The 23,310-nt window shown below is 67.7% G+C and carries 21 protein-coding genes; 13 read left to right on the plus strand and 8 right to left on the minus strand.

Going from position 1 to position 23,310, the window contains the following annotated elements:
- Positions 1-219 precede the first annotated feature (219 nt).
- Complete coding sequence (locus AC5P6X_RS14360; protein WP_099606014.1) at positions 220-2,319, plus strand: glycosyl hydrolase family 18 protein; 2,100 nt, start codon at positions 220-222, stop codon at positions 2,317-2,319.
- A gap of 58 nt (positions 2,320-2,377) precedes the next feature.
- Here AC5P6X_RS14360 and AC5P6X_RS14365 read toward each other — a convergent pair whose 3' ends face one another.
- Positions 2,378-3,160, minus strand: coding sequence for a DsbC family protein (locus tag AC5P6X_RS14365; RefSeq protein WP_088437026.1), 783 nt, complete (start codon positions 3,158-3,160; stop codon positions 2,378-2,380).
- 100 nt (positions 3,161-3,260) lie between these two features.
- Positions 3,261-4,238 (minus strand): site-specific tyrosine recombinase XerD, encoded by a 978-nt coding sequence (gene xerD, locus AC5P6X_RS14370; RefSeq protein WP_024958537.1) that lies wholly within the window; start codon positions 4,236-4,238, stop codon positions 3,261-3,263.
- A gap of 56 nt (positions 4,239-4,294) precedes the next feature.
- Between xerD and AC5P6X_RS14375 the strand changes: the two genes are divergently transcribed.
- Positions 4,295-4,786, plus strand: a complete 492-nt coding sequence (locus AC5P6X_RS14375) for an RDD family protein (protein WP_033834373.1) — start codon at positions 4,295-4,297, stop codon at positions 4,784-4,786.
- Positions 4,787-4,975: 189 nt separating this feature from the next.
- Here the strand turns inward: AC5P6X_RS14375 and lptG are convergent, their stop codons facing one another.
- Both lptG and lptF read right to left on the minus strand, forming a co-directional pair.
- Complete coding sequence (lptG, locus tag AC5P6X_RS14380) at positions 4,976-6,082, minus strand: LPS export ABC transporter permease LptG (protein ID WP_005408015.1); 1,107 nt, start codon at positions 6,080-6,082, stop codon at positions 4,976-4,978.
- The gene (lptF, locus tag AC5P6X_RS14385) at positions 6,079-7,161 is read right to left on the minus strand and encodes an LPS export ABC transporter permease LptF (protein ID WP_005408014.1); all 1,083 of its coding nucleotides are present in this window, start codon (positions 7,159-7,161) and stop codon (positions 6,079-6,081) included. Before lptF ends, lptG begins: the two co-directional genes overlap by 4 nt.
- Positions 7,162-7,265: 104 nt before the next feature.
- Here lptF and AC5P6X_RS14390 point away from each other — a divergent pair, with 104 nt between their 5' ends.
- The 4 genes from AC5P6X_RS14390 (at position 7,266) to AC5P6X_RS14405 (ending at position 13,108) form a co-directional block, all read left to right on the plus strand.
- Positions 7,266-8,744 (plus strand): leucyl aminopeptidase, encoded by a 1,479-nt coding sequence (locus AC5P6X_RS14390; protein ID WP_049450010.1) that lies wholly within the window; start codon positions 7,266-7,268, stop codon positions 8,742-8,744.
- An 82-nt stretch (positions 8,745-8,826) separates the two neighbouring features.
- Entirely contained in the window at positions 8,827-9,252 is a 426-nt protein-coding gene (locus AC5P6X_RS14395) for a DNA polymerase III subunit chi (protein ID WP_005408012.1), read from the plus strand.
- Between the two features lie 72 nt (positions 9,253-9,324).
- Positions 9,325-12,153 carry a valine--tRNA ligase gene (locus tag AC5P6X_RS14400; RefSeq protein ID WP_099606013.1) on the plus strand — a complete coding sequence of 943 codons (2,829 nt, stop codon included), beginning with the start codon at positions 9,325-9,327 and terminating at the stop codon, positions 12,151-12,153.
- A gap of 133 nt (positions 12,154-12,286) precedes the next feature.
- On the plus strand, positions 12,287-13,108 hold the full coding sequence (locus AC5P6X_RS14405) for an EamA family transporter (protein WP_099606012.1): 822 nt from the start codon (positions 12,287-12,289) through the stop codon (positions 13,106-13,108).
- A 36-nt stretch (positions 13,109-13,144) separates the two neighbouring features.
- Here the strand turns inward: AC5P6X_RS14405 and rimI are convergent, their stop codons facing one another.
- Genes rimI through pssA form a run of 3 tightly spaced genes read right to left on the minus strand, consistent with a single transcriptional unit; the run spans position 13,145 to position 14,921 of the window.
- A complete protein-coding gene (gene rimI / locus AC5P6X_RS14410) occupies positions 13,145-13,642 on the minus strand; it encodes a ribosomal protein S18-alanine N-acetyltransferase (protein ID WP_049447575.1) in 498 nt (165 codons plus the stop codon).
- Positions 13,639-14,148 carry a hypothetical protein gene (locus AC5P6X_RS14415; RefSeq protein WP_099606011.1) on the minus strand — a complete coding sequence of 170 codons (510 nt, stop codon included), beginning with the start codon at positions 14,146-14,148 and terminating at the stop codon, positions 13,639-13,641. The genes rimI and AC5P6X_RS14415 overlap by 4 nt, the downstream gene beginning before the upstream one ends.
- Positions 14,145-14,921, minus strand: coding sequence for a CDP-diacylglycerol--serine O-phosphatidyltransferase (gene pssA / locus AC5P6X_RS14420; RefSeq protein ID WP_005408007.1), 777 nt, complete (start codon positions 14,919-14,921; stop codon positions 14,145-14,147). The genes AC5P6X_RS14415 and pssA overlap by 4 nt, the downstream gene beginning before the upstream one ends.
- 80 nt (positions 14,922-15,001) lie before the next feature.
- Between pssA and AC5P6X_RS14425 the strand changes: the two genes are divergently transcribed.
- The 3 genes from AC5P6X_RS14425 to AC5P6X_RS14435 all read left to right on the plus strand — a co-directional run bounded on the left by AC5P6X_RS14425 (position 15,002) and on the right by AC5P6X_RS14435 (position 18,288).
- On the plus strand, positions 15,002-15,376 hold the full coding sequence (locus AC5P6X_RS14425; protein WP_005408006.1) for a DUF4124 domain-containing protein: 375 nt from the start codon (positions 15,002-15,004) through the stop codon (positions 15,374-15,376).
- A gap of 600 nt (positions 15,377-15,976) precedes the next feature.
- A complete protein-coding gene (locus AC5P6X_RS14430; RefSeq protein WP_099604687.1) occupies positions 15,977-17,680 on the plus strand; it encodes a proline--tRNA ligase in 1,704 nt (567 codons plus the stop codon).
- Between the two features lie 224 nt (positions 17,681-17,904).
- On the plus strand, positions 17,905-18,288 hold the full coding sequence (locus AC5P6X_RS14435; protein ID WP_005408004.1) for an H-NS histone family protein: 384 nt from the start codon (positions 17,905-17,907) through the stop codon (positions 18,286-18,288).
- Between the two features lie 80 nt (positions 18,289-18,368).
- On the opposite strand, the gene AC5P6X_RS14440 is transcribed toward AC5P6X_RS14435, so the two are convergent.
- The gene (locus AC5P6X_RS14440) at positions 18,369-19,628 is read right to left on the minus strand and encodes a threonine/serine exporter family protein (RefSeq protein ID WP_005408003.1); all 1,260 of its coding nucleotides are present in this window, start codon (positions 19,626-19,628) and stop codon (positions 18,369-18,371) included.
- A 93-nt stretch (positions 19,629-19,721) separates the two neighbouring features.
- Between AC5P6X_RS14440 and AC5P6X_RS14445 the strand changes: the two genes are divergently transcribed.
- From AC5P6X_RS14445 to AC5P6X_RS14460, 4 genes are read left to right on the plus strand one after another with little or no spacing between them, the layout of a single operon-like run.
- Positions 19,722-20,843, plus strand: a complete 1,122-nt coding sequence (locus AC5P6X_RS14445) for an ABC transporter permease (protein ID WP_005408002.1) — start codon at positions 19,722-19,724, stop codon at positions 20,841-20,843.
- Position 20,844: 1 nt separating this feature from the next.
- Positions 20,845-21,672, plus strand: coding sequence for an ABC transporter ATP-binding protein (locus AC5P6X_RS14450; protein WP_005408001.1), 828 nt, complete (start codon positions 20,845-20,847; stop codon positions 21,670-21,672).
- A 3-nt stretch (positions 21,673-21,675) separates the two neighbouring features.
- Complete coding sequence (locus AC5P6X_RS14455; RefSeq protein ID WP_005408000.1) at positions 21,676-22,602, plus strand: MlaD family protein; 927 nt, start codon at positions 21,676-21,678, stop codon at positions 22,600-22,602.
- Positions 22,599-23,240 (plus strand): ABC-type transport auxiliary lipoprotein family protein, encoded by a 642-nt coding sequence (locus AC5P6X_RS14460; protein WP_099605005.1) that lies wholly within the window; start codon positions 22,599-22,601, stop codon positions 23,238-23,240. Before AC5P6X_RS14455 ends, AC5P6X_RS14460 begins: the two co-directional genes overlap by 4 nt.
- Positions 23,241-23,310 lie beyond the last annotated feature (70 nt).

Raw genomic sequence — 23,310 nt, forward strand, 5'->3', positions numbered from 1 at the left:
CGCAGCGCCGCTCTCCATCCGAATCCCGGAACCATGCGCTTGCTCACGGATTGACCACGCGATTGATGACAACGTTGTCCCCACCTGGTGCCGGACTCTCTCCCCGGCCTCCCAGGTACCTCCGTCCGGCCCCACCCGTCGCCTTCCCGGGCGACGCCCGGACCTGCGTCACGCGCGGCGCCATCGGGGCCCGCGCGCCCTTTGATCGGAGACTTACCCATGTACGACCCGATTGTGCGCAGTGCCGAACGTGCGACCCGAAGCTGTCGTCCCCGCCGCCTGGCCTGGCTGCTCGCCGTGGCCGCCGGTGCCGCTGCCCTGCCCGGCCTGGCGCAGGCCGCCAGCTGTGCCGGCGTGGCCCAGTGGGACCAGGCCAAGATCTACCGGGCCGGCGATACCCTGCAGAAAGGAGGCGTCCTCTATCGGGCGAACCAGGACATCTGGAACGCGCCGCCAGACCATCCGGCCGGTGCGCCCTACTACACCAACCTCGGTGCCTGCGATGGCAGCGGCGCCAACCAGCCGCCGGTGGTCAGCCTGACCTCGCCGGCCAACGGCGCCACCTTCAGCGCCGGCAGCACGGTCAACGTGACCGCCACCGCCAGTGATCCGGACGGCAGCGTCGCCAAGGTCGAGTTCTTCCGCGATGGCAGCACGCTGGGCGTGGCCACCAGTGCGCCGTATGCGGCCAGCTGGACCAATGCCAGCGCCGGCAGCCACACCCTGCGCGCGGTAGCCACCGACAACAACAACGCCACCAGCAGCACCGCGACCATCACCATCACCGTCAACGCCGCCGGTGGCGATACCACCGCACCGAGCGTGCCGGGCGGACTGGCGGTCGGCACGCGTACCGCCAACAGCATCGCGCTCAGCTGGAGCCCGTCCACCGACAACACCGGTGGCAGCGGCGTGGCCGGCTATGACGTGTACCGCAACGGCAGCCTGGTCGGTTCACCATCCAGTGCCAGCTACGTCGATGGCGGCCTGACTGCATCGACCACCTACCGCTACCGTGTGCGTGCCCGCGACAACGCCGGCAACGCGTCCGCCCAGGGCACCGAGATCAGCGCCACCACGCTGGCCGGCGACGGCGGCACTACCGGCAAGCGGGTCATCGGCTACTTCACCCAGTGGGGCATCTACGGCCGCAACTACCGGGTCAAGAACATCGACAGCAGCGGTTCGGCCGCGCGCCTGACCCACATCAACTACGCGTTCGGCAACGTGCGCAACAACCGCTGCGAAGTGGGCGTCACCCAGCCGTCGGATCCGAACAGCGGTGCCGGTGGTGATGCCTTCGCCGACTACACCAAGGCCTTCAGTGCCGCCGAGAGTGTCAGCGGCAGCGCCGATACCTGGGACCAGCCGCTGCGCGGCAACTGGAACCAGCTCAAGCAGCTCAAGGCCAAGTACCCCGGCATGAAGGTGCTGATCTCGCTGGGTGGCTGGACCTGGTCGCGCGGCTTCTCCAGCGCGGCGCGCCCGGAAAACCGCCAGGCCTTCGTCGCCTCGTGCATCGATGCCTACATCAAGGGCAACCTGCCGGTAACCGACGGTGCCGGTGGTGCCGGTGCCGCGCTGGGCGTGTTCGACGGCATCGACATCGACTGGGAATACCCGGTGGCGTGCGGCATCGAATGCGGCAAGCCGGAAGACAACGCCAACTTCACCGCGCTGATGGCCGAGTTCCGCCGCCAGCTCGATGCAGTGCGTCCGGGCCTGCTGCTGACGGTGGCGGTGGGTGCCGGCATCGACAAGATCCGCGTCACCGACCCGGCCGCGTACCACCCGTACCTGGACTACATCAACGTGATGACCTACGACTTCCACGGCGCGTGGGATGCGAAGACCAATCACCAGTCGGCGCTGTTTGATTCGCCGAGTGATCCGTCCACCGGCGACCAGAAGCTGTACAACAGCAACGACGCCATCGAGGCCTTCATCAGCCGTGGCGTGCCTGCCGCCAAGCTCAACCTGGGCATCGGCTACTACGGGCGTGGCTGGACCGGTGTGGCCAACGCCAACAACGGCCTGTACCAGACCGCGACCGGCGCTGCCCCGGGTACCTACGAGGCCGGCATCGAAGACTGGAAGGTGCTGAAGAACCTGGCGTGGCCGGGCTACACCGACAACACCGCAGGTGCCACCTGGATCTACAACGGCAGCACGCTGTGGAGCTTCGACACCCCGGCCAACATCACCCGCAAGATGGGTTACGTGAAGACCCAGGGCCTGGGCGGCGCGTTCGTCTGGGAGTTCAGTGGTGACGATGCACAGGGCACGCTGACCAAGGCGGTCAGTGATGGCCTGAAGTAAGAAAAAAGCCGGGGATGCGACACGCATCCCCGGCTCTACAGGAAAAGGTCGGCGACGATCAGCGCTTGGCCGACAGTTTTTCCAGCGCCGCGCGCAGCTGCGCCGGCGGCAGGTAGCCCCCCAGCTGGGTGCCGTCCGGCGCGAAGATCGCCGGCGTGCCGTTCACGCCCAGCTGCTGGCCCAGTGCGTACTGCATCGCCACCGGGTTGGTGCAGTTCTTTGCCGGCACGTTGCCACCGCGCTTGGCGTTGGTCAGTGCCTGGCGGCGATCGGCCGCACACCAGACCGAGATCATGTCGGAGTAGTCCTTGCTGCCGAGGCCCATGCGCGGGAATGCCAGATACTCGACGGAGATACCGTTGCGGTTGAGCTCGGCGATGTCCTGGTGCAGCTTGCGGCAATAGCCGCACTCGATGTCGGTGAACACGCTGATGGTGTACTTGGCATTCGGCGCAGCAAACACGATGCGGTCGCCGTGGTTGGCCTTGGCCAGCAGATCGCGACGATAGCCGAGCAGGCCTTCGCTGTTGGCCGGGCCCTTGGCACGGGTGTCGTAAGGCTGCGACTGGAACAGGTAGCGACCGTCGTCGGATACGTACAGCAGCTGGCCGGAAACGACCACCTCGCGGAAGCCGGGGAACGGCGCGGCACCGATGTAGTCCACCTTGAAACCGGGGTTCAGGGCAGTCAACGCGGCGCGCACGGCCTGGTCGGCAGGCGCGTTGGCGGCCGGGCCGGGCTTGGCAGCGGCGGCAGGCGCCTTGGCGGCTGGCGGGGCCGGCTGGGCGCAGGCAGTCAGGCTGAGCGCACCGAACACGGCGGCGATGGCAAATCGGAGCATGGAGCAGTCCGCGACAGAAGAAGACCCCGGATTCTGACACAGCCACCGGCACCGGGCCGCGACGCCGCGCACCGCCCGGGGCCGGGGTTCAGGACACGGCTCAGCCGCGCGGATGATGCCGGGCGTGCAGTTTCTGCAGGTGCTCGCGCGCCACCAGGGTGTAGATCTGGGTGGTCGACAACGAGCTGTGGCCAAGCAGCATCTGCAGCGCGCGCAGGTCGGCACCGCGGTTGAGCAGATGGGTGGCGAAGCTGTGGCGCAGGCCGTGCGGGCTGATCCGCGCCGGGTCGATGCCGGCCACCTGCGCGTGGCGTTTGACCAGGTGCCAGAACGCCTGCCGGGTCAGCGCATGCAGCGTCGGCTCGACAAACAATGGGGTCTGCCCATCGGCCAGCGCCTGCACCTTGCCCTTGCCGACCAGCAGCGGGCGCGATGCCTGTAGATAGCGCTCCAGCCAGTGCTGCGATTCCTCACCCAGCGGCACCAGCCGTTCCTTGCTGCCCTTGCCGGTGACCCTCAGCACGCCCTGGCGCAGGTTGACCGCGGTGGCCGGCAGCAGCACCAGCTCGCTCACGCGTAGGCCGGCGGCGTACATCAACTCCAGCATGGCGCGGTCGCGCAGGCCCAGCGGGCTGTCGATATCCGGCGCTGCCAACAGCGCGTCGATCTGGCTTTCGGCCAGCGCCTTGGGCAGCAATCGTGGCAGCTTGGGCGGATCCAGCAGCGCGCTGGGGTCCTCGCCGCGCTCGCCACGGCGCACGCCATCGGCGAAGAACGCCCGCAGCGCCGACAGCAACCGCGCATTGCTGCGCGGCGACCAGCCATGACGGGTGCGCCAGGCCAGGTAGTCGAACAACCCCGGGCGCTCGATGCCGGCCAGGCCACCATCGCGCCCATCCATCCAGCGCGCCAGCCCTTCCAGGTCGCGCCGGTAGCTGTCGAGGGTGGCGCGGGCCAGACCGTTCTCGGCCCAGATCGCATCGAGGAAGCGCTGGATGCGCATGCTGTCGTCGGCGCGCAGTTCGGGCAGTTGCTGGACCAGCTGGCGGCGTTCGGCGGGGGTGGAAACAAGGGCCATGCGTGCAGGATACGAGGGCCACTGCGGATGCGGCCAGCATTGCGTATGCTCGGCGCATGTCCCGCCCCGCCATTGATACGGCCCCTGCGGCCACTACCGAGCTGCCCCGCCCGCGTGCATTGCTGCTGTGGCGCGTGCTGGCGATGGTCTACGACGCGCTGCCGGTGCTGGCGCTGTGGATGTTGGCCGGCACCCTGTTCACCCTTGCCTACACCTTCAGCGGCCACGCCCAGCGCGAGAACATCGCACCGTTCAGCGCCTGGCAGTGGCTGCTGTGGGCGGTGTGCTGGCTGGTCACCGGGTGGTATGCCACGGCCAGCTGGCGCCGCGGCGGGCAGACGCTGGGCATGCGGCCGTGGCGCTTGAAGCTGGAATCAAGTGATGGCGCGCCCCTGCGACGCACGCAGCTTTGGCTGCGCTTCGTGGTGGGCACGCTGTCGCTGCTGCTGGGCGGCCTGGGATTCTGGTGGGCATGGGCTGACCGCCAGCGGCTGACCTGGCACGACCGCGCCAGCGGCACCCGCCTGCTGCGCATGCCGAAGCGGTAACGCATCACCTTTCAATCCGATCCTGCGCGGCGCTTGTGCAGAGTCGAGCCGATGCTCGGTTGGCGGGCGGTGCGCGCAAAGCAGCCGAGCGTGGGCTATGCCTGCCGTCCTGGCCGGCACCTTTCAGGCCGTCGCCAGCGACGTTGGCAGCGGCTCCTGCCGCTACCTTCGGCTCTACAACAACGAGGATCAGCCCGACTTGCGCCGGAACAGCAATCCCGATATCGCCAGCATCACGATCGGCGGCAACGCATAGGCAATGCGGTAATCGAACTTCAACGCGCCGGCCATGCGGCCGAAGAACAGTTGCAGCAGCCAGAAGCCCAGCGCGAACAGGATGCCGAGGAACAGGCGCTTGCCCATGCCACCACTGCGCAGCGAGCCGAACGCGAACGGCACCGCCGCCAGGCACAGCGCCAGCACGTTCACCGGGTAGAACCAGCGGCTCCAGTACACATCCTCGTAGTCGCGCGCGTCCAGACCGTTGCGCTCGCGGTATTCGATGCTGGTACGCAGCTCGGCCACACTGAGGTTGCGCGGCTTGGCGATGCCGGTGGCCAGCGCGCCGGCGTCCAGCTTGGAGTTCCACGGCTCGCGCGCCACTTCCTCGCGCGTGGCCGAACGTTCACCGAAGGTATCGCGGCGCACGCCGGTCAGCACCCAGCCGTCACGGTCATGCTCGGCCGTGTCCGCATGGGTCAGCGAGGCGATCCGACCATCCTCGGCGATGCGATACAGGCGCACGTCACGCAGGATCAGCCGCGTGCCCTTGTCGCCCACCAGCTGCTCTTCGCCACCGGCGGCGCTGAGGAAGGTATCGCCCTCGCGCGCCCACAGGCCGGAATAGCGGGTGGTGGAGATGTCCCGCCCCCATTTGGCACTGGACTTCAGCGCATCGGCACGGTCCTGGCCCCAGGGGCCCAGCGTCTCGGCGCTGAGCACCATCACTGCGGTAAGCAACGACAGGGCGATGGCCACCGATACGCTCAGGCGCTTGCGCGACAGGCCCAGCGCACGCAGCGCGGTCAGCTCGGAGGTCGCGGCCAGCTGGCCCAGGCCCATCAGCGCACCGATCACCGCAGCCGTGGGGAACATGGTGTAGGCACGGCGTGGCACCGTATACAGCACCCAGGCGGCCGCATGCCCCAGGGTGTAGCCGTTCTTGCCGATGTCCTTGAACTCGCCGGAAAACGCCATCACCACGTCCAGGCCCACCAGTACGGCCCAGGTCAGCAGCACCGTGGTGAACACCGACTGGCCGAGATACAGGTCGAAACGCATCGGGCGCAGTCTCATGCGCGGGCTCCCTTCGGGCGGCCCAGGCGGCCATCACGTGCATACATCCAGATCGCCAGCGCCAGCAGCGGCAGGGTCAGCCACCACAGGCCAAGCGCAGGCGGAATCTTGCCGTTGGCGATCCAGCCACTGCCGATGAACATCAGGTTGGTGCCGACCATGTAGGCCATCAGCGCCAGCATCATCCGCCCGTAGCGCTGCTGGCGCGGCGAGCTGCGGCCCAGCGGCACGGTCAGCAGCGCAAACGCCAGTGCGATCAACGGCGGGGCAAGGCGGCGATGCAGCTGTGCCTGCGCCTCGGGCCGGTCATCGCCGAACAGCTGCGTGGTCGGCATCAGTTCCGGATCATCGCCGGTACGGGTCTGCGCACCGTCGGGCAGGGCCACATCGTTGCGGGCGAAGGTGGCCAGGCGGTAATCCAGCCCCCCGGCCACCGGTCCTTCCACCTGGTGGCCATCATCCAGCTCCAGGAAGCGCTGGCGGGCGCCTTCGAAGAACATGCGCCCCCCTGCGGCGGACACCACTTCCAGGCGATCGTCCTTCTGCCGCTGCAGGAAGACCCGGCCCAGCTGGGTACCATCGGGCGAGATCGAGGACAGGTAGACCACGCCACCATTGGGCAGCTGGGTGAAGCGGCCCGGCTCCAGGCCCGCCATCAGCACGCTTCGATTGGCCTCGATGATCATCTGCTCGGCCACCCGGCCGGCCCACGGGCCCAGCCACAAGGAGCAGGCGCCGACCAGCGCCACTACCGGCACCACCAGCATCAGCAGCGGCCGCAGCAGGCGTTTGGGGCCCACGCCAATGGCAGTGATGACGGCCATTTCCGAGTCGCGGTAGAGACGGGCCACCGCCAGCAGCAGGCCCAGCATCAACGCCAGCGGCAGGATCAGTGGCAGGTAGGCGATGAACTGCAGGCCCAGCTGGGAGAACAGCAGCTTGGCCGGCAGGCGCCCGTCGGCGATGTTGCCGAGGATGTCCACCAGCACGCCGCCCACGCTGACCACCAGCAGGACGATCAGGGTAGCCAGGAAACTCTGGACGAAATCGCCCAGCAGGTATCGGTCGAGCTTCAGCATGGGGCGGTGGTTTAAACTCTGGGGTTCGTTCGCGGTGCCGCCCAGTCTACTGTCTGGGCGTAAACGGCCTGCGATTGTACGGACTCGCCAATGGAATCTGCTCAATGGCCCTCGAATTCACCCTGAACCACGTTGCTCCGGCCGCCGCCGCCGTTGATTGCCTGGTGGTCGGCGCGTATGCCGACCATACCCTGCCCCCCGCCGCACAGGCCCTGGACGCCGCCAGCGGCGGCCGCCTGGCCTCGCTGGCCCAGCGCGGCGACCTGTCCGGCAAGACCGGCGCCACCACCCTGCTGCACGACCTGCCGGGCGTGTCCGCCCCGCGCGTGCTGGTGGTCGGTCTCGGTGACGCCGCCCGCTTCGGTGTGCCGCAGTACCTGAAGGCCGTTGGCGACGCGGTGCGCGCGCTGAAGGCGGGCGCTACCCGCAGCGCACTGTTCACCCTGTCCGAAGTGGCCATCAAGGACCGCGACGCGGCCTGGGCGATCCGCCAGGCGGTGATCGCCGCCGATCACGCTGCCTACCGCTACACCGCCACTCTGGGCAAGAAGAAGGCCGACGACGCCGGCCTGGCCCAGCTGGCCATCGCCGGTGACGACGCCCAGGCCCTGGCCCAGGGCCAGGCCATCGCCGCCGGTGTCGAGTTCGCCCGCGAGCTGGGCAACCTGCCGCCGAACTACTGCACCCCGGCCTACCTGGCCGAGGTGGGCGTGAAGTTCGCCGGTGAGCATGACGGTGCCGAGGCCGAGATTCTCGATGAGCACCAGATGGAAGCGCTGGGCATGGGTTCGCTGCTGGCCGTGGCGCGTGGTTCGGCCAACCGCCCGCGCCTGGTGGTGCTGAAGTGGACCGGCGGCGGCGACGCCAAGCCGTACGTGCTGGTCGGCAAGGGCATCACCTTCGATACCGGTGGCGTCAACCTGAAGACCCAGGGCGGCATCGAAGAGATGAAGTACGACATGTGCGGTGGCGCCAACGTCATCGGCACCTTCGTCGCCGCGGTCAAGGCCAAGCTGCCGCTGAACCTGGTGGTGGTGGTGCCGGCGGTGGAAAACGCCATCGACGGCAACGCCTACCGCCCGTCCGACGTGATCACCTCGATGTCGGGCAAGACCATCGAAGTGGGCAACACCGACGCCGAAGGCCGCCTGATCCTGTGCGATGCGCTGACCTATGCGCAGCGCTTCGAACCGGCCGCGCTGGTCGACGTCGCCACCCTGACCGGTGCCTGCATGGTCGCCCTGGGCCACCAGACCGCCGGCCTGATGAGCAAGCACGACGACCTGGCCAATGAACTGCTGGCCGCCGGCGAGCATGTGTTCGACCGCGCCTGGCGCCTGCCGTTGTGGGACGAGTACCAGCCGATGCTGGATTCGACCTTCGCCGACGTCTACAACATCGGCGGCCGCTGGGCCGGCGCGATCACCGCGGGCTGCTTCCTGTCGCGCTTCACCGAAGGCCAGCGCTGGGCCCATCTGGACATCGCCGGCGTGGCCAGCGATGAAGGCAAGCGTGGCATGGCCACCGGCCGCCCGGTCGGCCTGCTGAGCCAGTGGCTGCTGGACCAGGCCGCCCGCGCCTGATGCCGTACCCGACCCTGGCCGGCCCCCGCTGGCCAGGGCCTCGCCCGGCACCGCCGGGCCCCTGCCTGACCCGGATCCTGCCATGCCCCGCGCCGACTTCTACCTGATCGCCAAGCCCCGCTTCCTGACCGAGCCGCTGCGCCTGGTCTGCGAACTGGCGCGCAAGGCCAACGACGCCGGGTTGTTCACCCTGGTGCTGGCCCGCGACCAGGCCCAGGCCGAGGAGCTGGACGAGCTGCTGTGGGCGTTCGACAACGATGCCTACATCCCGCACCAGATCGCCGGCGAAGACATGGACGAGGAAGAGGCCCTGGTGCTGATCGCCGTACCCGGCACCGACGCGCCGGCACGCCCGCTGGTGATCAACCTGCGCGATGAACCCTGGCTGGGCCAGTGCGAACGCGTGCTGGAAGTGGTCCCGGCCGATCCGGAAGCGCGCGAACCGCTGCGCGAACGCTGGCGCCAGTACAAGGCCGCCGGTTACGAGCTGAACAAGCACGACATGTAAGCGCGCCCCGGCCCCCTTGATGGGCCGCCGCCGCGCCCTGATCCTTCAACGATTACCTCCTGGTTCCCCCGCATGACCCAACTCGCCTCCAGCTACGACCCGAAGTCCTTCGAGACCGACCTCTACGAGGCCTGGGAGAAGGCCGGCCACTTCAAGCCGTCCGGCAAGGGCGAGCCGTACACCATCCTGCTGCCGCCGCCGAATGTGACCGGCACGCTGCACATGGGCCATGCGTTCCAGCAGACCCTGATGGACGCGCTGGTGCGCTACCACCGCATGCGCGGCTACGACACGCTGTGGCAGGTCGGTACCGACCACGCCGGCATCGCCACCGAAATGGTGGTCAGCCGCAACCTGGCGCTGGAAGGCAAGGGTGAGACCCGTGATTCGCTGGGCCGCGAAGGCTTCATCGGCAAGGTCTGGGAGTGGAAGCAGCAGTCCGGCGATACCATCGAGCGCCAGATGCGCCGCCTCGGCACCTCCGCCGACTGGTCGCGCAGCACCTTCACCATGGACCCGCAGCCGTCGGCGGCGGTCAACGAAGCCTTCGTGCGCTGGTACGAGCAGGGCCTGATCTACCGCGGCCAGCGCCTGGTCAACTGGGACCCGGTGCTGAAGACCGCCATTTCCGACCTGGAAGTGGAGAGCGCCGAGGAAGACGGCTTCCTGTGGTCGATCGCCTACACGCTGGATGAGGGCCTGAGCTACGAACACGTCGAGCGCGATGCCGACGGCGTGGAAACCCTGCGCGAAACCCGCGACTACCTGGTGGTCGCCACCACCCGCCCGGAAACCCTGCTGGGCGATACGGCGGTGATGGTGCACCCGGAAGACGAGCGCTACGCGCACCTGATCGGCAAGAGCGTGGTGCTGCCGCTGACCGGCCGCCGCGTGCCGGTGATCGCCGACGACTACGTGGACCGCGCGTTCGGCACCGGCGTGGTCAAGGTCACCCCAGCGCATGATTTCAACGACTACGAAGTGGGCGTGCGCCACAGCCTGCCGATGATCAACCTGTTCACCCCGGTGGCAGCGCTGAACGAAAACGCGCCGGAGCGTTTCCAGGGTCTGGACCGCTACGCCGCGCGCAAGGCCGTGCTGGCCGAACTGGAAGACCTGGGCATCCTGGTCGAGACCAAGGCGCACAAGCTGCAGGTGCCGCGCGGTGACCGCACCGGCCAGGTGATCGAGCCGTACCTGACCGACCAGTGGTTCGTGAAGATGGACGACCTGGCCAAGCGCGGCCTGGAACTGGTCGAGGACGGAAGCATTTCCTTCGTGCCGCCGAACTGGATCAACACCTACCGCCACTGGATGAACAACATCCAGGACTGGTGCATCAGCCGCCAGCTGTGGTGGGGCCACCGCATTCCGGCGTGGTTCGACGAAGCCACCGGCAGCTGCTACGTCGGTCGCAGCGAAGAGGAAGTGCGGGCGAAGCACAACCTGGGCAGCGAGGTGGTGCTGAACCAGGAAAGCGACGTGCTGGAGACCTGGTTCTCCTCGCAGCTGTGGCCGTTCTCCACCCTGGGCTGGCCCAACGAGCAGGTCATGGCCGAGCGCGGCTTCGACCGCTACCTGCCGTCGTCGGTGCTGATCACCGGCTTCGACATCATCTTCTTCTGGGTGGCGCGCATGATCATGGCCACCGACAACCTGGTCGGGAAGATCCCGTTCAAGGACGTCTACTTCACCGGCCTGATCCGTGACGGGCAGGGCCAGAAGATGTCCAAGAGCAAGGGCAACGTGCTCGACCCGCTGGACATCATCGACGGCATCACCATCGACGACCTGGTCGCCAAGCGCACCGGCGGCCTGATGCAGCCGAAGATGGTGGAGAAGATCGAGAAGGCCACCCGCAAGGAATTCCCGGACGGCATCGCCGCCCACGGTGCCGATGCGCTGCGCTTCACCATCGCGGCACTGGCCACCCACGGCCGCGACATCAAGTTCGACATGAACCGCGCCGAGGGCTACAAGAACTTCTGCAACAAGCTGTGGAATGCCAGCCGCTTCGCGCTGATGAACACCGAGGGCGCGGCGTTCACCGGCGTTCCCAGGCCGCGTACCGATGCCGAGCGCTGGATTCTCTCGCGCCTGGCCGCCACCACCGCCGAAGTGCAGGGCCATTTCGCCGCCTACCGCTTCGACCTGCTGGCGCAGTGCCTGTACGAGTTCGCATGGAACGCGTTCTGCGACTGGTTCCTGGAACTGAGCAAGCCGGCCCTGAACGGTGCAGACGCAGCGGATGCCGAGAGCACCCGTCACACGCTGTTGTACGTGCTGGAAGCGCTGCTGCGCCTGCTGCACCCGCTCACGCCGTTCATCACCGAACAGCTGTGGCAGCAGCTGGCCCCGCGCCTGGGCCTGGCCGAAACCACGCTGTCGCTGCGCCCGTACCCGACCGCCGCCGAGTTCGAAGGCGATTTCGCCCAGGCCGAGGCCGACGTGGAATGGCTGAAGGCGGTGATCAGTGCGGTGCGTCGCGTGCGCAGCGAACTGAACGTCGCGCCGTCCAAGCAGGTGCCGCTGCGCCTGCAGGCCGGCCTGGAGCAGGACCGCGCGCGCATCGAACGCTTCAGCGCCTCGCTGTCGTTCCTGCTGAAGCTGGACAGCGTCCAGTGGCTGGCCGAAGGCGAAAGCGCACCGCCGGCTGCCGCCGCGATCGTGGGCGAGCTGAAGCTGCTGGTGCCGCTGGAAGGCCTGGTCGATCTCGATGCCGAGCGCGTGCGCCTGGACAAGGAAATCGCCCGCGTCGAAGCCGAAAAGGAAAAGAGCGAGACCAAGCTGGCCAAGTTCACCGACAAGGTGCCGCCGGCCGTGGTCGAGCAGGAACGCGTGCGACTGGCCGACTGGAATACTCAGCTGGCCGGCCTGCGCGAGCAGCGCGCGAAGCTGTAAGCGCCGCACTCTGGTGCGTGCCAACCAAGGTTGGCACCTACCACTGCGGGAGAGGTTGGCACCTACCGAAGCGGAATCGGAAACGCCGGGCGATGCCCGGCGTTTTCATTTCCGCGCATGGCATCATCGCTGGATGCCTCTTTCCATTTTCCTGCTGGTCCTCGCGGCCGCGGCCCTGCATGCCAGCTGGAATGCGATCGTCAAGCGCGGGCCGGACAAATTCCTCGGCACTGTGCTGGTCACCGGCAGCGCCGCGCTGCTGTCCGCAGCCGCCCTGCCCTTCCTGCCATTCCCCGCCCCGCACAGCTGGCCGTGGCTGGCCGCTTCAGTGCTGCTGCAGGTGACGTACTACGGCCTGGTCGCCCGCTGCTACCAGCAGGTCGACATGAGCCTGGCCTACCCGCTGATGCGTGGCAGCGCGCCGATCCTGGTCGCGCTGGCGGGCACCCTGCTGGGCGAGAAGCTGCCACTGGCGGCGTGGCTGGGCGTGGCGCTGGTCAGCACCGGCATCCTGTGCATGGCAGTGGGTGCGCGCGGCGGCCAACTGCGGCTGCCGCTGCTGACCGCGGCGATGATCGCCACCTACACCCTGGTCGATGCGCAGGGCGCGCGCCAGTCCGGCAGCGCACTCAGTTACACGCTGTGGCTGTTCCTGCTATCGGGCGTTCCGCTGCCACTGTGGGCCCTGTACACCCGCGGTGGCGCGGTGCTGGTCTATGCACGCCAGCATTGGCCACTGGGCCTGGCCGGTGGCGTCGGCACCACGGCGTCCTACGCGATGGCGTTGTGGGCGATGACCCAGGCACCGGTGGCGATGGTCGCGGCGCTGCGCGAATCGTCGATCCTGTTCGCGTTGCTGATCTCGGTGTTCCTGCTGCGCGAACGGATTCCGCACGCGCGCTGGCTGGCAGCGGCGCTCATCCTCGGTGGCATGCTGGCCTTGCGGCTGGCGTAGCGGTAGTGCCGGCCGCTGGCCGGCAACCCTGCTCCTTTACAACGGTGGCATCGTCTGCAGGTCGCCGTCGACCAGTTCGATCGCCATCACCACCGCATCTTCGCGGCCCTGTGCGGCCGGATAGTAACGCGGGCGGCGGCCAATCTCGTTGAAGCCTTCGCTGTGGTACAGCGCCAGCGCCGGCGTGTTGGACGGACGCACCTCCAGGAACACACGCTGCGCGCCGCGGTCACCGGCCAGCTGCACCAGCGCGCGCAGCAGCTGGCGTCCGAGTCCACGCGACTGGGTCAGCGGGTCGATGCAGATGTTCAGCACATGGGCCTCGTCGGCCGCGATGCTGAGTACGCCATAGCCGATCAACTGGCCATCGCGCTCCATGGCCAGACCCGGGTAGCCCGCACGCAGGCAGTCGACGAAGATGCCGCGGGTCCACGGGAACGGATAGCCACGTACTTCGATCGCCATCACCGCGTTGAGATCGCTTTCGCGCAGCGCGCGCAGGCTGACCGGACCGGGCAGGCTGACCGCACTCATGGCGTGCCCCGCTTGCGCAGGGCACGCAGCTGCGGCCACAGCGCACGCTTGGCGGCCGGGTCCTGACGCAGCTGGTCCAGCGGCCAGCTGTCCATCAGCGCCTGCGTGGCCGGATCGTTGGGGTTGCAGCCGGACGCACGCAGCAGGGCAATCTGCAGGCGATCCGGCAGGCGCACCACCGGCTGCCGCGCATTGCCGCCCGGCAGTGGACGACTAGGAGCCGGCGCGGTATCCGGTGCGCTGACCGGAGTCTCGCGACGCGGCGGCGCCGGGCGTTCCTGTCGGGAAACCGGTGTGGCTTCAGCCCGGGGCGCGCGCGCGGGTGCGATTGGTGCCCGCACCTGCTCCACCGCTGGCGCGGCAGCCGCATCGGCTTCGGCCACGCTCAACTGCAGCGCGGCATCCAGCTCCGCGGCCAACTGACCGTCGTGATAGACGGTGTAGCCCATGGCCTGCAGCCAGGCCTGCTGGGCCGGTGACCACAGCACGGGCAGTTCCTGGCTCACGCGGCCTCGGGCTTCTTGCGCAGGCGCTGCACGGCCCACATCACCGGGCCGGACAAGGCGTACAGGATGCCGACCGCGAACAGCACGCGCGGCAGATCAATGACCGCGATGGCGATGGCGACCGGCACCAGGGCCAGCACCAGGAACGGCACGCGGTCGGAACGGGTGCCCTTGGCGCCGCCACCCTTGAAGCTCCAGAAGCGGATACGGCTGACCATCAACAGCGCCGCGACGATCGTCACCGCCAGCGCCACGTAGCGCAGCTGGTTGCCGTCCCAGCCCAGGTTGCCATCGGCGAAGGCCCAGACGAAGGACATCATCAGCCCGGCCGCGGCCGGGCTGGCCAGGCCGACGAACCAGCGCTTGTCGACCACCGCGACCTGGGTGTTGAAGCGGGCCAGGCGCAGCGCCGCGCAGGCGGCATACAGGAAGGCCACGGCCCAGCCGACGCGGCCGAGCAGCGGGTCATCGAACTTCAGCCACGACAGGGACCAGTGGTACATCACCAGCGCCGGGGCCATGCCGAAGCTGACCAGGTCGGCCAGCGAGTCGTACTGGACGCCGAACTCGCTGCTGGTACCGGTCAGGCGCGCCACGCGCCCGTCCAGGCCATCCATCACCGCCGCCACGAACACGGCGATGCTGGCATTGACGAAATCCCCGTTGGCCGCGGCGATGATCGCGTAGAAGCCGGCGAACAGGCCGGCGGTGGTGAACAGGTTGGGCAGCAGGTAAATCGTGCGCGAACGCGGCGGCGGTGTGATCGGGTCCATGGAATCCAGTTTAATCGACTTGCCAGTGCTCGGCGCCAATGCTGCAATCGGCGTTCTACGCCCATTCCGCGGAGTTTGCCATGCGTGCCCTGTCCTGCCTTGGATGCCTGCTGCTGTTGGCCAGTGCCAACGCCGTGGCCGGCCCGGTCTATAAATGGAAGGACGCCCATGGCGTGACCCAGTATTCGGAGACCCCGCCGGCGGGCAAGAAGTTCGAGACCCGCGAACAGGCCCGCACCCCGCAGGCCGCGGCCAGCGCCGAGACCCCGGCCGCGCCGGTGCCGGAGCAGTGCAGCACCGCCCGTGCCAACCTGGCCCTGCTGGAAGGCTCCGGCCAGGTGATGCAGGACACCAATGGCGACGGGAAGGCCGATACCGCGTTGACCGCGGAACAGCGCAGCGCGCAGAAGGGATTGGCTGAAGCGGCCATCAAGGCGTACTGCCCGGCGGAGTGAGGGTATCGGCAGGGCTTGCAGCCCTGCACCTGCTTCAAGCAACGGCAACGTCAAATGCCAAAGCGGCTCTGGTTTTCTACTGGTTTGGCGGGGCGGTGTGGGCTGGCAGGACACGCCGTAAACCCATCCCTGGGGGCTCGATGGCGCCATCCATGGCGCCAACGGTCCTGCCAACCCACACCGCCCCACCCCCGACAGGTTCCTGGTGACGGTGGTAGATCCACGCCATGCGTGGATGAAATCTGTCAGATCTCGAATTGAATCCGGGGTCAGATCCGTTTTCCTGCGGAAAACGGATCTGACCCCCCGAAGCCATTCCGATAGCTCGCAGGAAACTGTCGAAGGCGGGGTGGGTCCGGTTGCGGGAGTGTCCGCGGCATGGATGCCGCGGCCAAGCCTCCAGGGATGGGTTTACGGCGTCTCCCGCAACCGGACCCACCCCGCCATCCCACGGGAAGCCCGCTGTTGCTTCGGCAGTTGCTTCTGAGGTTGCCGGCCAGCGGCCGGCACTACCGCGGGTGCAGGGCGCAGCCCTGCCGATACCCCTCTCCCCGGCCGGGCTGGCAGAATAGGCGTCTCTGCCGTTATCCGAAGCCGACGATGCGCCTCTCCCAGTTCCACCTGCACACCACCAAGGAAACCCCCAGCGACGCCGAGCTCACCAGCCACCGGCTGATGCTGCGCGCGGGCATGATCCGCAAGCTGGCATCGGGCCTGTACACCTGGTCGCCGCTGGGCCTGCGCGTGCTGCGCAAGGTTGAACGCATCGTGCGCGAGGAAATGGACCGCGCCGGTGCCGTGGAATTCCAGATCCCGACCATCCAGCCGAAGGAACTGTGGGAGCAGACCGGCCGCTGGCAGAAGTTCGGCCCGCAGCTGCTGAAGATCAAGGACCGCAAGGACCAGGTGTTCTGCTACAGCCCGACCGCCGAAGAAGCCGCCTGCGACTTCGCGCGCAGCGAGCTGTCCAGCTACAAGCAGCTGCCGGTGAATTTCTACCAGGTACAGACCAAGTTCCGCGACGAGATCCGCCCGCGCTTCGGCGTGATGCGTTCGCGCGAATTCCTGATGAAGGATGCCTATTCGTTCCACCTGCACGATGAGTGCCTGGTGCGCGAATACGAGAACATGAAGTCGGCCTACAGCCGCATCTTCACCCGCCTCGGCCTGGACTTCCGCATGGTGCAGGCCGACTCCGGTGCGATCGGTGGCGATGCCTCGCAGGAATTCCACGTCATCGCCGATTCCGGCGAGGACGCGCTGGTGTTCTCCACCGGTTCGGACTACGCCGCGAACATGGAAGCGGCGATCGCCGCCGATCCGGCACCGCGCGCGGCTGCCAGTGAAGCCATGCGCAAGGTCGACACCCCTACCCAGAAAACCTGCGAGGACGTCGCGGCGCTGCTCGGCATCGCGCTGCAGCGCACGGTGAAGTCGGTGGCGCTGATCGCCGGTGAAGGCGAAGCACAGCAGTTCGTGCTGGTGCTGGTGCGCGGCGACCATGAAGTCAACGAGATCAAGCTGGCCAAGGTTGCCGGCCTGGACGAACAGCGCTTTGCCAGCGAGGCTGAAATCGCCGAGTACCTGGGCAGCGTGCCGGGCTTCCTCGGCCCGGTCGCCCCGGTCAAGGCCATCCGCGTGGTCGCCGACCGCGAAGTGGCCGCGATGTCCGACTTCGTCGTCGGCGCCAACGAAGCCGGTTTCCACCTGGCCGGGGTCAACTGGGGCCGCGACCTTCCGGAACCGGAAGTGGCCGACATCCGCAACGTGCGTGCCGGTGACCGCGCGCTGGACGGTGGCGAACTGAAGATCGCCCGTGGCATCGAAGTCGGCCATGTGTTCCAGCTCGGCCGCAAATATGCCGAAGCGCTGGATGCCACCGTGCTGGACGAGAACGGCAAGGCGGCGGTGATGGCGATGGGCTGCTACGGCATCGGTATCTCGCGCGTGGTGGCTGCCGCGATCGAACAGAACCATGACGATGCCGGCATCATCTGGCCGGACGCGATGGCGCCATGGCAGGTGGTGGTGTGCGTGATCAACCCGAAGGGCGACGCCGCCGTGGCCGATGCTGCTGCCAGCCTGCTGCAGGAACTCCGCGACGCCGGCCTCGATGCCGCGCTGGACGACCGTGGCCTGCGCCCGGGTGCGATGTTCGCCGACATGGAACTGATCGGCATCCCGCACCGCGTGGTGGTGAGCGAGCGCGGCCTGGCCGCCGGTACCTACGAGTACCGCTCGCGCCGCGCCAGCGAAGCGGAAAGCCTGGACAAGGCCACCCTGCTGCAGCGACTGCAGGGCTGATCAGGAGAAGACCGGGGCACGCCCCGGTCTTTTTTTTTGCCTGTCGCCCAGTTGAGCAATATTGCAGCGGACATAATCCGGTCAAAATCGACGCAATGCAGCCGGGATGCTGCCAGGCCATGACCCGCCTGCATTTGTGCTGTGATTAATTCATCTTTATTCTGTCCCGCGACGCCATGGACTGGCTCGTCCCGTCCACATTTTAGTTTCCGGAGTAACCGTAAATGAGCATTGACCTGACCGGCCTGTCGGCACGCGAGCTGGGCGCCCTGATCCGTACCGCCAAGAAGCAGCAGACCATCGTCGCCAAGCGCCGGCCAATCACCAAGGTCCGGGCCCAGCTGACCAAGCTGGCCAAGACCGAGGGTTACACCATCGAAGAACTGTTCGGCGGCGCCCCGGCACCGCGCGCGCGCAAAGCCGCCCCGGCAGCCAAGGCACCGTCCAAGACCGCCGGCCGCAAGCTGGGCAAGGTTGCCCCGAAGTACCGCAACCCGGCCAACCCCAAGGAAACCTGGACCGGTCGTGGCAAGCAGCCGCGCTGGATGGCCGAGCTGACCGCCAAGGGCAACAAGAAGCCGGAAGATTTCCTGATCAAGAAGGCCTGAGGCCGGATCGGGATGCAATGAAAAACGCCGGCGGAAGCCGGCGTTTTTCATTCTTCGGTGTGCGGGCCAACGGTCCACACCTACAGGGTTTTGCGCGCCGGCATCAGCAGGTTGCCGAACAGCAGGCCGGCCACCAGCGCCATCACCACGTTGAGCACGGTGAGGAACACGCTCTGGCCAGCACCCACGTCCTGCTGCTGGACCAGGGTCAGCACGCCGCGCAGGCTGGTGCTGCCGGGCACCATCATGATGATGCCCGGCAGGCGGATGATCGCTCCTGGGCGGCCAACGAGGCGGCCGAACAGATTGCCACCGGCGGTCAGCAGCATCGCTGACAGGAAGATGCCGGCCGGCGCGCCCCAGGCATGGCCGCCGAACTTGGAGATCGCGTAACCCGCCACCGAGGCTGCGATCACCCACGGGTAATCGCGCCGGTTGGCCTTGAACAGCATCGCGAAGGCGAATGCCGCGGTCAGCAGCGAACCCCACTCCACCCACGGCCCCTGCGGCCGCGTGGCGCGGATCACCGGGTCCAGGCCGAGTACATCGGCCAGGGTCACCGCGATCATCGCGCCCACGCTGAGCTTCATGATGGTGGTCAACGCGCCGGCAAAGCGCGCAGTACCGGAGACCCAATGCTGGCTGGCGAGTTCATTGACCGCATTGGTAAGCGACATGCCGGGCAGCAACACCACCAGCGAGGCGATGATCACCGTGTTGAGGTTGAGTGCGCCGACGAAGGACGCAACCAGGGTTGCGACCATGCCGGCCAGCAGCGCCGCCAGCGCCTCGGCCGCTTCGCGGGTGGCCGGGCGACGGTCGGTGACCATGCCGAGCAGGCCGATCATCAGCCCGATGACACCGGCGGTGGCGATGTCCAGCCACGGCAGCTTCCACATGCCAGCCACGCCGGCCGCGCCGAGGGTGAATGAAAGAATGGTGCGCAGCTTGCCGCGCCGGCCCGGATCCTTGTCCAGCTGGCGCAGCGCGGTGTGGCCCTGGGCAATGCTCATCCGCCCGTTGGCCACTTCCTCGGCGATATGGTCGGCGACGCTGAGCTTGTGCAGGTCGTTCTCGCCGGGTGCCAGGCGGATCACGCGGGTGATGTCGCTGGAGCCGATCGCCTGTGCCGGGTCGCTGAAACTGAGGATGATACCGGTGGGATTCGACCACGGTTCACAATCCAGATCGAGCTGGCGGGCCAGTGCCACCACCGCCGTTTCCAGGCGCTGGGCCGTGGTGCCGTAGCTGTGCAGGCGTCCGGCGATCTCGGAAACAAAGGCCACGCGCTGCGCGTAGGTGGCCTGGGGCGTGGGGATCGTGTGAGCGTCTGCGGACATGCGCCGTAGTATTACCTACTGCCGGGCCGCACTGGATAAATTCATCCGGGTTCGACGCGATGCCCCAGACAGAACGGTTATGCTGCGACCCGAATGGCCCAAGTGACCCCGAACCACGCCCCCCAGCTCGAACAGGATGCCCATGACCCGGGCCTGATCCGCCTGTCCGGCACCTGGACCTTGAAGACCGCGCTGGCCGCGGCCGAAGTCCTGCGCGGCGTTCCCGACACGCTGACCGGCATCGACGCCACCGGCATCGAGAAGATGGATTCGGCCGGCGTGCTGCAGGTACTGCGCGTAGCGCATCGCGCCGACCTTGGCGAGGACGCGTTGCAGTTCCGGCCGGACCACCAGGCACTGGTCTGCACCATCGAGGAAGTGGCCGACGACCGGCCCCGGCCCAAGCGCGATTTCGGCGTGCTGGCGGCGCTGGAACGGCTCGGTGTCAGCGTCCATGCCACTGGCCACAACATCAAGGCGCTGTGCAGTTTCCTCGGCGAGAACCTGGTCAAGGCAGCACGCCTGGTCAAGGAGCCCCGCCGTTTCCGCCTGACCGCCACCGTCCACCAGATGGAGCAGGTCGGGCTGGACGCAGTACCGCTGGTGGCGCTGCTGTCGTACCTGGTCGGCGCGGTGATCGCCTTCCTCGGCTCGACCATCCTGCGCGACTTCGGCGCCGAGATCTACGTGGTCGAGCTGGTCAACATCGCCTTCCTGCGCGAGTTCGCGGTACTGCTGACCGCGATCGTGCTGGCCGGCCGCACCGCCAGTGCGTTCACCGCGCAGATCGGCGCGATGAAGGCGCGCGAGGAAATCGACGCGATGCGCACGCTGGGTCTGGATCCGATCGACCTGCTGGTGCTGCCACGCCTGCTGGCGCTGCTGGTCACCCTGCCCCTGCTGACCTTCATCGCGATGATCGCGGGCCTGGCCGGCGGCATCACTGTCGGCGCGTTCGACCTCGACATCCCGCCGCAGATGTACATCGCGCGCATGCACGAGACGATGGAAGTGCGGCACATGCTGGTCGGCCTGTCGAAGGCGCCGGTGTTTGCGCTGGTGATCGGCCTGATCGGCTGCCTGGAAGGGCTGAAGGTGGAAGGCACGGCGCAGTCGGTCGGTGAACGCACCACCTCCAGCGTGGTGCAGACGATCTCGCTGGTGATCATCATCGACGCCTTCGCGGCGTTGTGGTTCATGCACATGGACTGGTGACATGAGCACGCATCCGACTCCCGAAGAAATACCCATGCAGGACGGCGACGGCCACGACCTGGCCATCCGCGTGCGTGGGCTGGTCAACCGCTTCGGCAGCCAGACCGTGCATGAAGACCTGGACCTGGACGTGCGCCGCGGCGAGATCCTGGGCGTCGTGGGTGGCTCGGGCACCGGCAAGTCGGTGCTGATGCGCTCGATCCTGGGCCTGCGCACGCCCGACGCCGGCCAGATCGAAGTGCTGGGCCGCGATGCGCGTGCCGACGACGCCGAGAGCCGCCTGCACATCGAACGCAATACCGGCGTGCTGTTCCAGGACGGCGCCCTGTTCTCTTCACTGACCGTGGGCGAGAACGTGCAGGTGCCATTGAAGGAACACCACCGCGAATTGCCCGAGCGCTGGCACTACGAGCTGGCGCTGCTGAAGGTGAAGCTGGCCGGCCTTCCCGCCGATGCGATCAACAAGCTGCCATCGCAGTTGTCCGGCGGCATGCGCAAGCGCGCCGGCCTGGCCCGCGCGCTGGCGCTGGACCCGCCGCTGCTGTTCCTGGATGAACCGACCGCAGGCCTCGACCCGATCGGTGCGGCCGCGTTCGACCGCCTGATCAAGACCCTGCAGGAGGCGCTTGGGCTGACCGTGTTCCTGATCACCCACGACCTGGACACGCTGTACGCCATCTGCGACCGGGTGGCGGTGATCGCCGACCGCAAAGTGGTGGCCAACGCGCCACTGCCGGACATCGAGAAACTGGATCATCCGTGGATCCAGGAATACTTCCACGGACCGCGTGCGCGTGCCGCGCGCGGCGAACAGATCGAGAGTGCCTGAGCCATGGAAACCAAAGCCAACTACGTGCTGATCGGCGCGTTCACCCTGATCACCGGCCTGGCCCTGCTGGCCTTCGGCTTGTGGGCGGCCAAGTACTCCTCCGACCGCACCTGGCAGGAATACCGCGTGGTGTTCCGCGAGGCCGTGACCGGCCTGTCGGTGGGCAGCCCGGTGCAGTACAACGGCATCGCGGTCGGTTCGATCATCGAACTGAACCTGGTGCCGGACGACCCGCGCCAGGTGGTCGCACGCATCCGCCTGAACTCGACCACGCCGGTCAAGACCGATACCCGTGCCAAGCTGGCGATCACCAGCCTGACCGGCCCGTCGATCATCCAGCTCAGCGGCGGCACGCCGCAGTCGCCGGCGCTGACCACGGTCAACAAGGACCCGGCCCCGATCATCCCGACCACGCCGTCGGCGCTGCAGAACATCACCGACGTCGCCAATCGCATTGTCGAGCGCATGGACCAGATCCTCAGCGATCGCAACGTGGCTTCGATCAACGCGACGCTGGCCAACCTGGAGACGATCAGCGGCGGCTTGGCCGACCGTGACCAGGGCACGCAGGCGCTGCTGCTCAGCGCGCGCGATGCCGCCCGCAGCCTGGACACCACGCTGAAGACCACCAACGGCACCATCGAGCGCCTGGACAGGAACCTGGTGCAGCAGCTGCCGGGCATCATCGACAAGCTCGACGGCACCCTGGCCAAGCTCGACTCGGCCGCCGGCAACGCCGATTCGATCCTTGGCGAGAACCGCGCCGCGATCAACAGCTTCGCCAATGATGGCCTCGGCCAGCTGGGCCCGACGCTGACCGAACTGCGTGGCCTGATCCGCGATCTGCGCCGGGTCAGCGACCGCCTCGAGAACAACCCCGCGCGCTACCTGCTGGGCCGCGACGCACCGAAGGAGTTCGAACCCAAATGAGCCCGATGCCCCTTCCGCGCCTGCTGCTGGCCGCTTCGCTGGTCACCCTGCTGGGCGGCTGCTCCATCCTTGGCAGCAGCGAGAAAACCGCAGTGACGCTGTACTCGCCCGCCGTGCAGGTGAAGGCCGATCCGGCGTGGCCGCAGGCCAGCTGGCAGCTGGTACTGGCCAAGCCCAGCGCCGCACGCATGGTCGACAGCCCGCGCATCAACGTGCGGCCGACCCCGTCGCAGCTGGAGATCTACAAGGGCGCCAGCTGGGCCCAGCCGGCCACCGACATGATCGAGGACACCCTGCTGCGCGGCTTTGAGGATTCCGGACGCATCCACGGCGTCGCCCGCAGCACCGCCGGCATCCGCGCCGACTACAAGCTGTCCACCGACGTGCGCCGCTTCGAGTCGGACTACCAGGGCCAGGCCACGCCCACCGTGGTCATCGAGGTCAATGCCAAGCTGATCCACGTCGCCGACCAGCGCGTGGTCGCCGACCGCACCTTCCGCCAGGCGCAGCCGGTCGGCAGCACCGACGTTCCAGCGGTCACTGCTGCCTTCGAACGCGGCCTGCAGCAGCTGGCCCAGGACGTGGTCGGTTGGACGCTGGTGAGCGGACAGGCCGACCAGCCGGGCGGCTTGCGCTGATCAATAGCAGCCCCGCTCGCTACGGAGGGGCAGAGGGTTCGGACGGGGGCATGCGATACTCAACGCACCC

Source organism: Stenotrophomonas sp. YJH_SMC_40, from assembly GCF_059368615.1.

Coding starts and splice junctions, on each gene's coding strand:
- AC5P6X_RS14360 (WP_099606014.1), top strand. CDS start 220: ATGTACGACCCGATTGTGCGCAGTGCCGAACGTGCGACCCGAAGCTGT.
- AC5P6X_RS14365 (WP_088437026.1), bottom strand. CDS start 3,160: ATGCTCCGATTTGCCATCGCCGCCGTGTTCGGTGCGCTCAGCCTGACT.
- xerD (WP_024958537.1), bottom strand. CDS start 4,238: ATGGCCCTTGTTTCCACCCCCGCCGAACGCCGCCAGCTGGTCCAGCAA.
- AC5P6X_RS14375 (WP_033834373.1), top strand. CDS start 4,295: ATGTCCCGCCCCGCCATTGATACGGCCCCTGCGGCCACTACCGAGCTG.
- lptG (WP_005408015.1), bottom strand. CDS start 6,082: ATGAGACTGCGCCCGATGCGTTTCGACCTGTATCTCGGCCAGTCGGTG.
- lptF (WP_005408014.1), bottom strand. CDS start 7,161: ATGCTGAAGCTCGACCGATACCTGCTGGGCGATTTCGTCCAGAGTTTC.
- AC5P6X_RS14390 (WP_049450010.1), top strand. CDS start 7,266: ATGGCCCTCGAATTCACCCTGAACCACGTTGCTCCGGCCGCCGCCGCC.
- AC5P6X_RS14395 (WP_005408012.1), top strand. CDS start 8,827: ATGCCCCGCGCCGACTTCTACCTGATCGCCAAGCCCCGCTTCCTGACC.
- AC5P6X_RS14400 (WP_099606013.1), top strand. CDS start 9,325: ATGACCCAACTCGCCTCCAGCTACGACCCGAAGTCCTTCGAGACCGAC.
- AC5P6X_RS14405 (WP_099606012.1), top strand. CDS start 12,287: ATGCCTCTTTCCATTTTCCTGCTGGTCCTCGCGGCCGCGGCCCTGCAT.
- rimI (WP_049447575.1), bottom strand. CDS start 13,642: ATGAGTGCGGTCAGCCTGCCCGGTCCGGTCAGCCTGCGCGCGCTGCGC.
- pssA (WP_005408007.1), bottom strand. CDS start 14,921: ATGGACCCGATCACACCGCCGCCGCGTTCGCGCACGATTTACCTGCTG.
- AC5P6X_RS14425 (WP_005408006.1), top strand. CDS start 15,002: ATGCGTGCCCTGTCCTGCCTTGGATGCCTGCTGCTGTTGGCCAGTGCC.
- AC5P6X_RS14430 (WP_099604687.1), top strand. CDS start 15,977: ATGCGCCTCTCCCAGTTCCACCTGCACACCACCAAGGAAACCCCCAGC.
- AC5P6X_RS14435 (WP_005408004.1), top strand. CDS start 17,905: ATGAGCATTGACCTGACCGGCCTGTCGGCACGCGAGCTGGGCGCCCTG.
- AC5P6X_RS14440 (WP_005408003.1), bottom strand. CDS start 19,628: ATGTCCGCAGACGCTCACACGATCCCCACGCCCCAGGCCACCTACGCG.
- AC5P6X_RS14445 (WP_005408002.1), top strand. CDS start 19,722: ATGGCCCAAGTGACCCCGAACCACGCCCCCCAGCTCGAACAGGATGCC.
- AC5P6X_RS14450 (WP_005408001.1), top strand. CDS start 20,845: ATGAGCACGCATCCGACTCCCGAAGAAATACCCATGCAGGACGGCGAC.
- AC5P6X_RS14455 (WP_005408000.1), top strand. CDS start 21,676: ATGGAAACCAAAGCCAACTACGTGCTGATCGGCGCGTTCACCCTGATC.
- AC5P6X_RS14460 (WP_099605005.1), top strand. CDS start 22,599: ATGAGCCCGATGCCCCTTCCGCGCCTGCTGCTGGCCGCTTCGCTGGTC.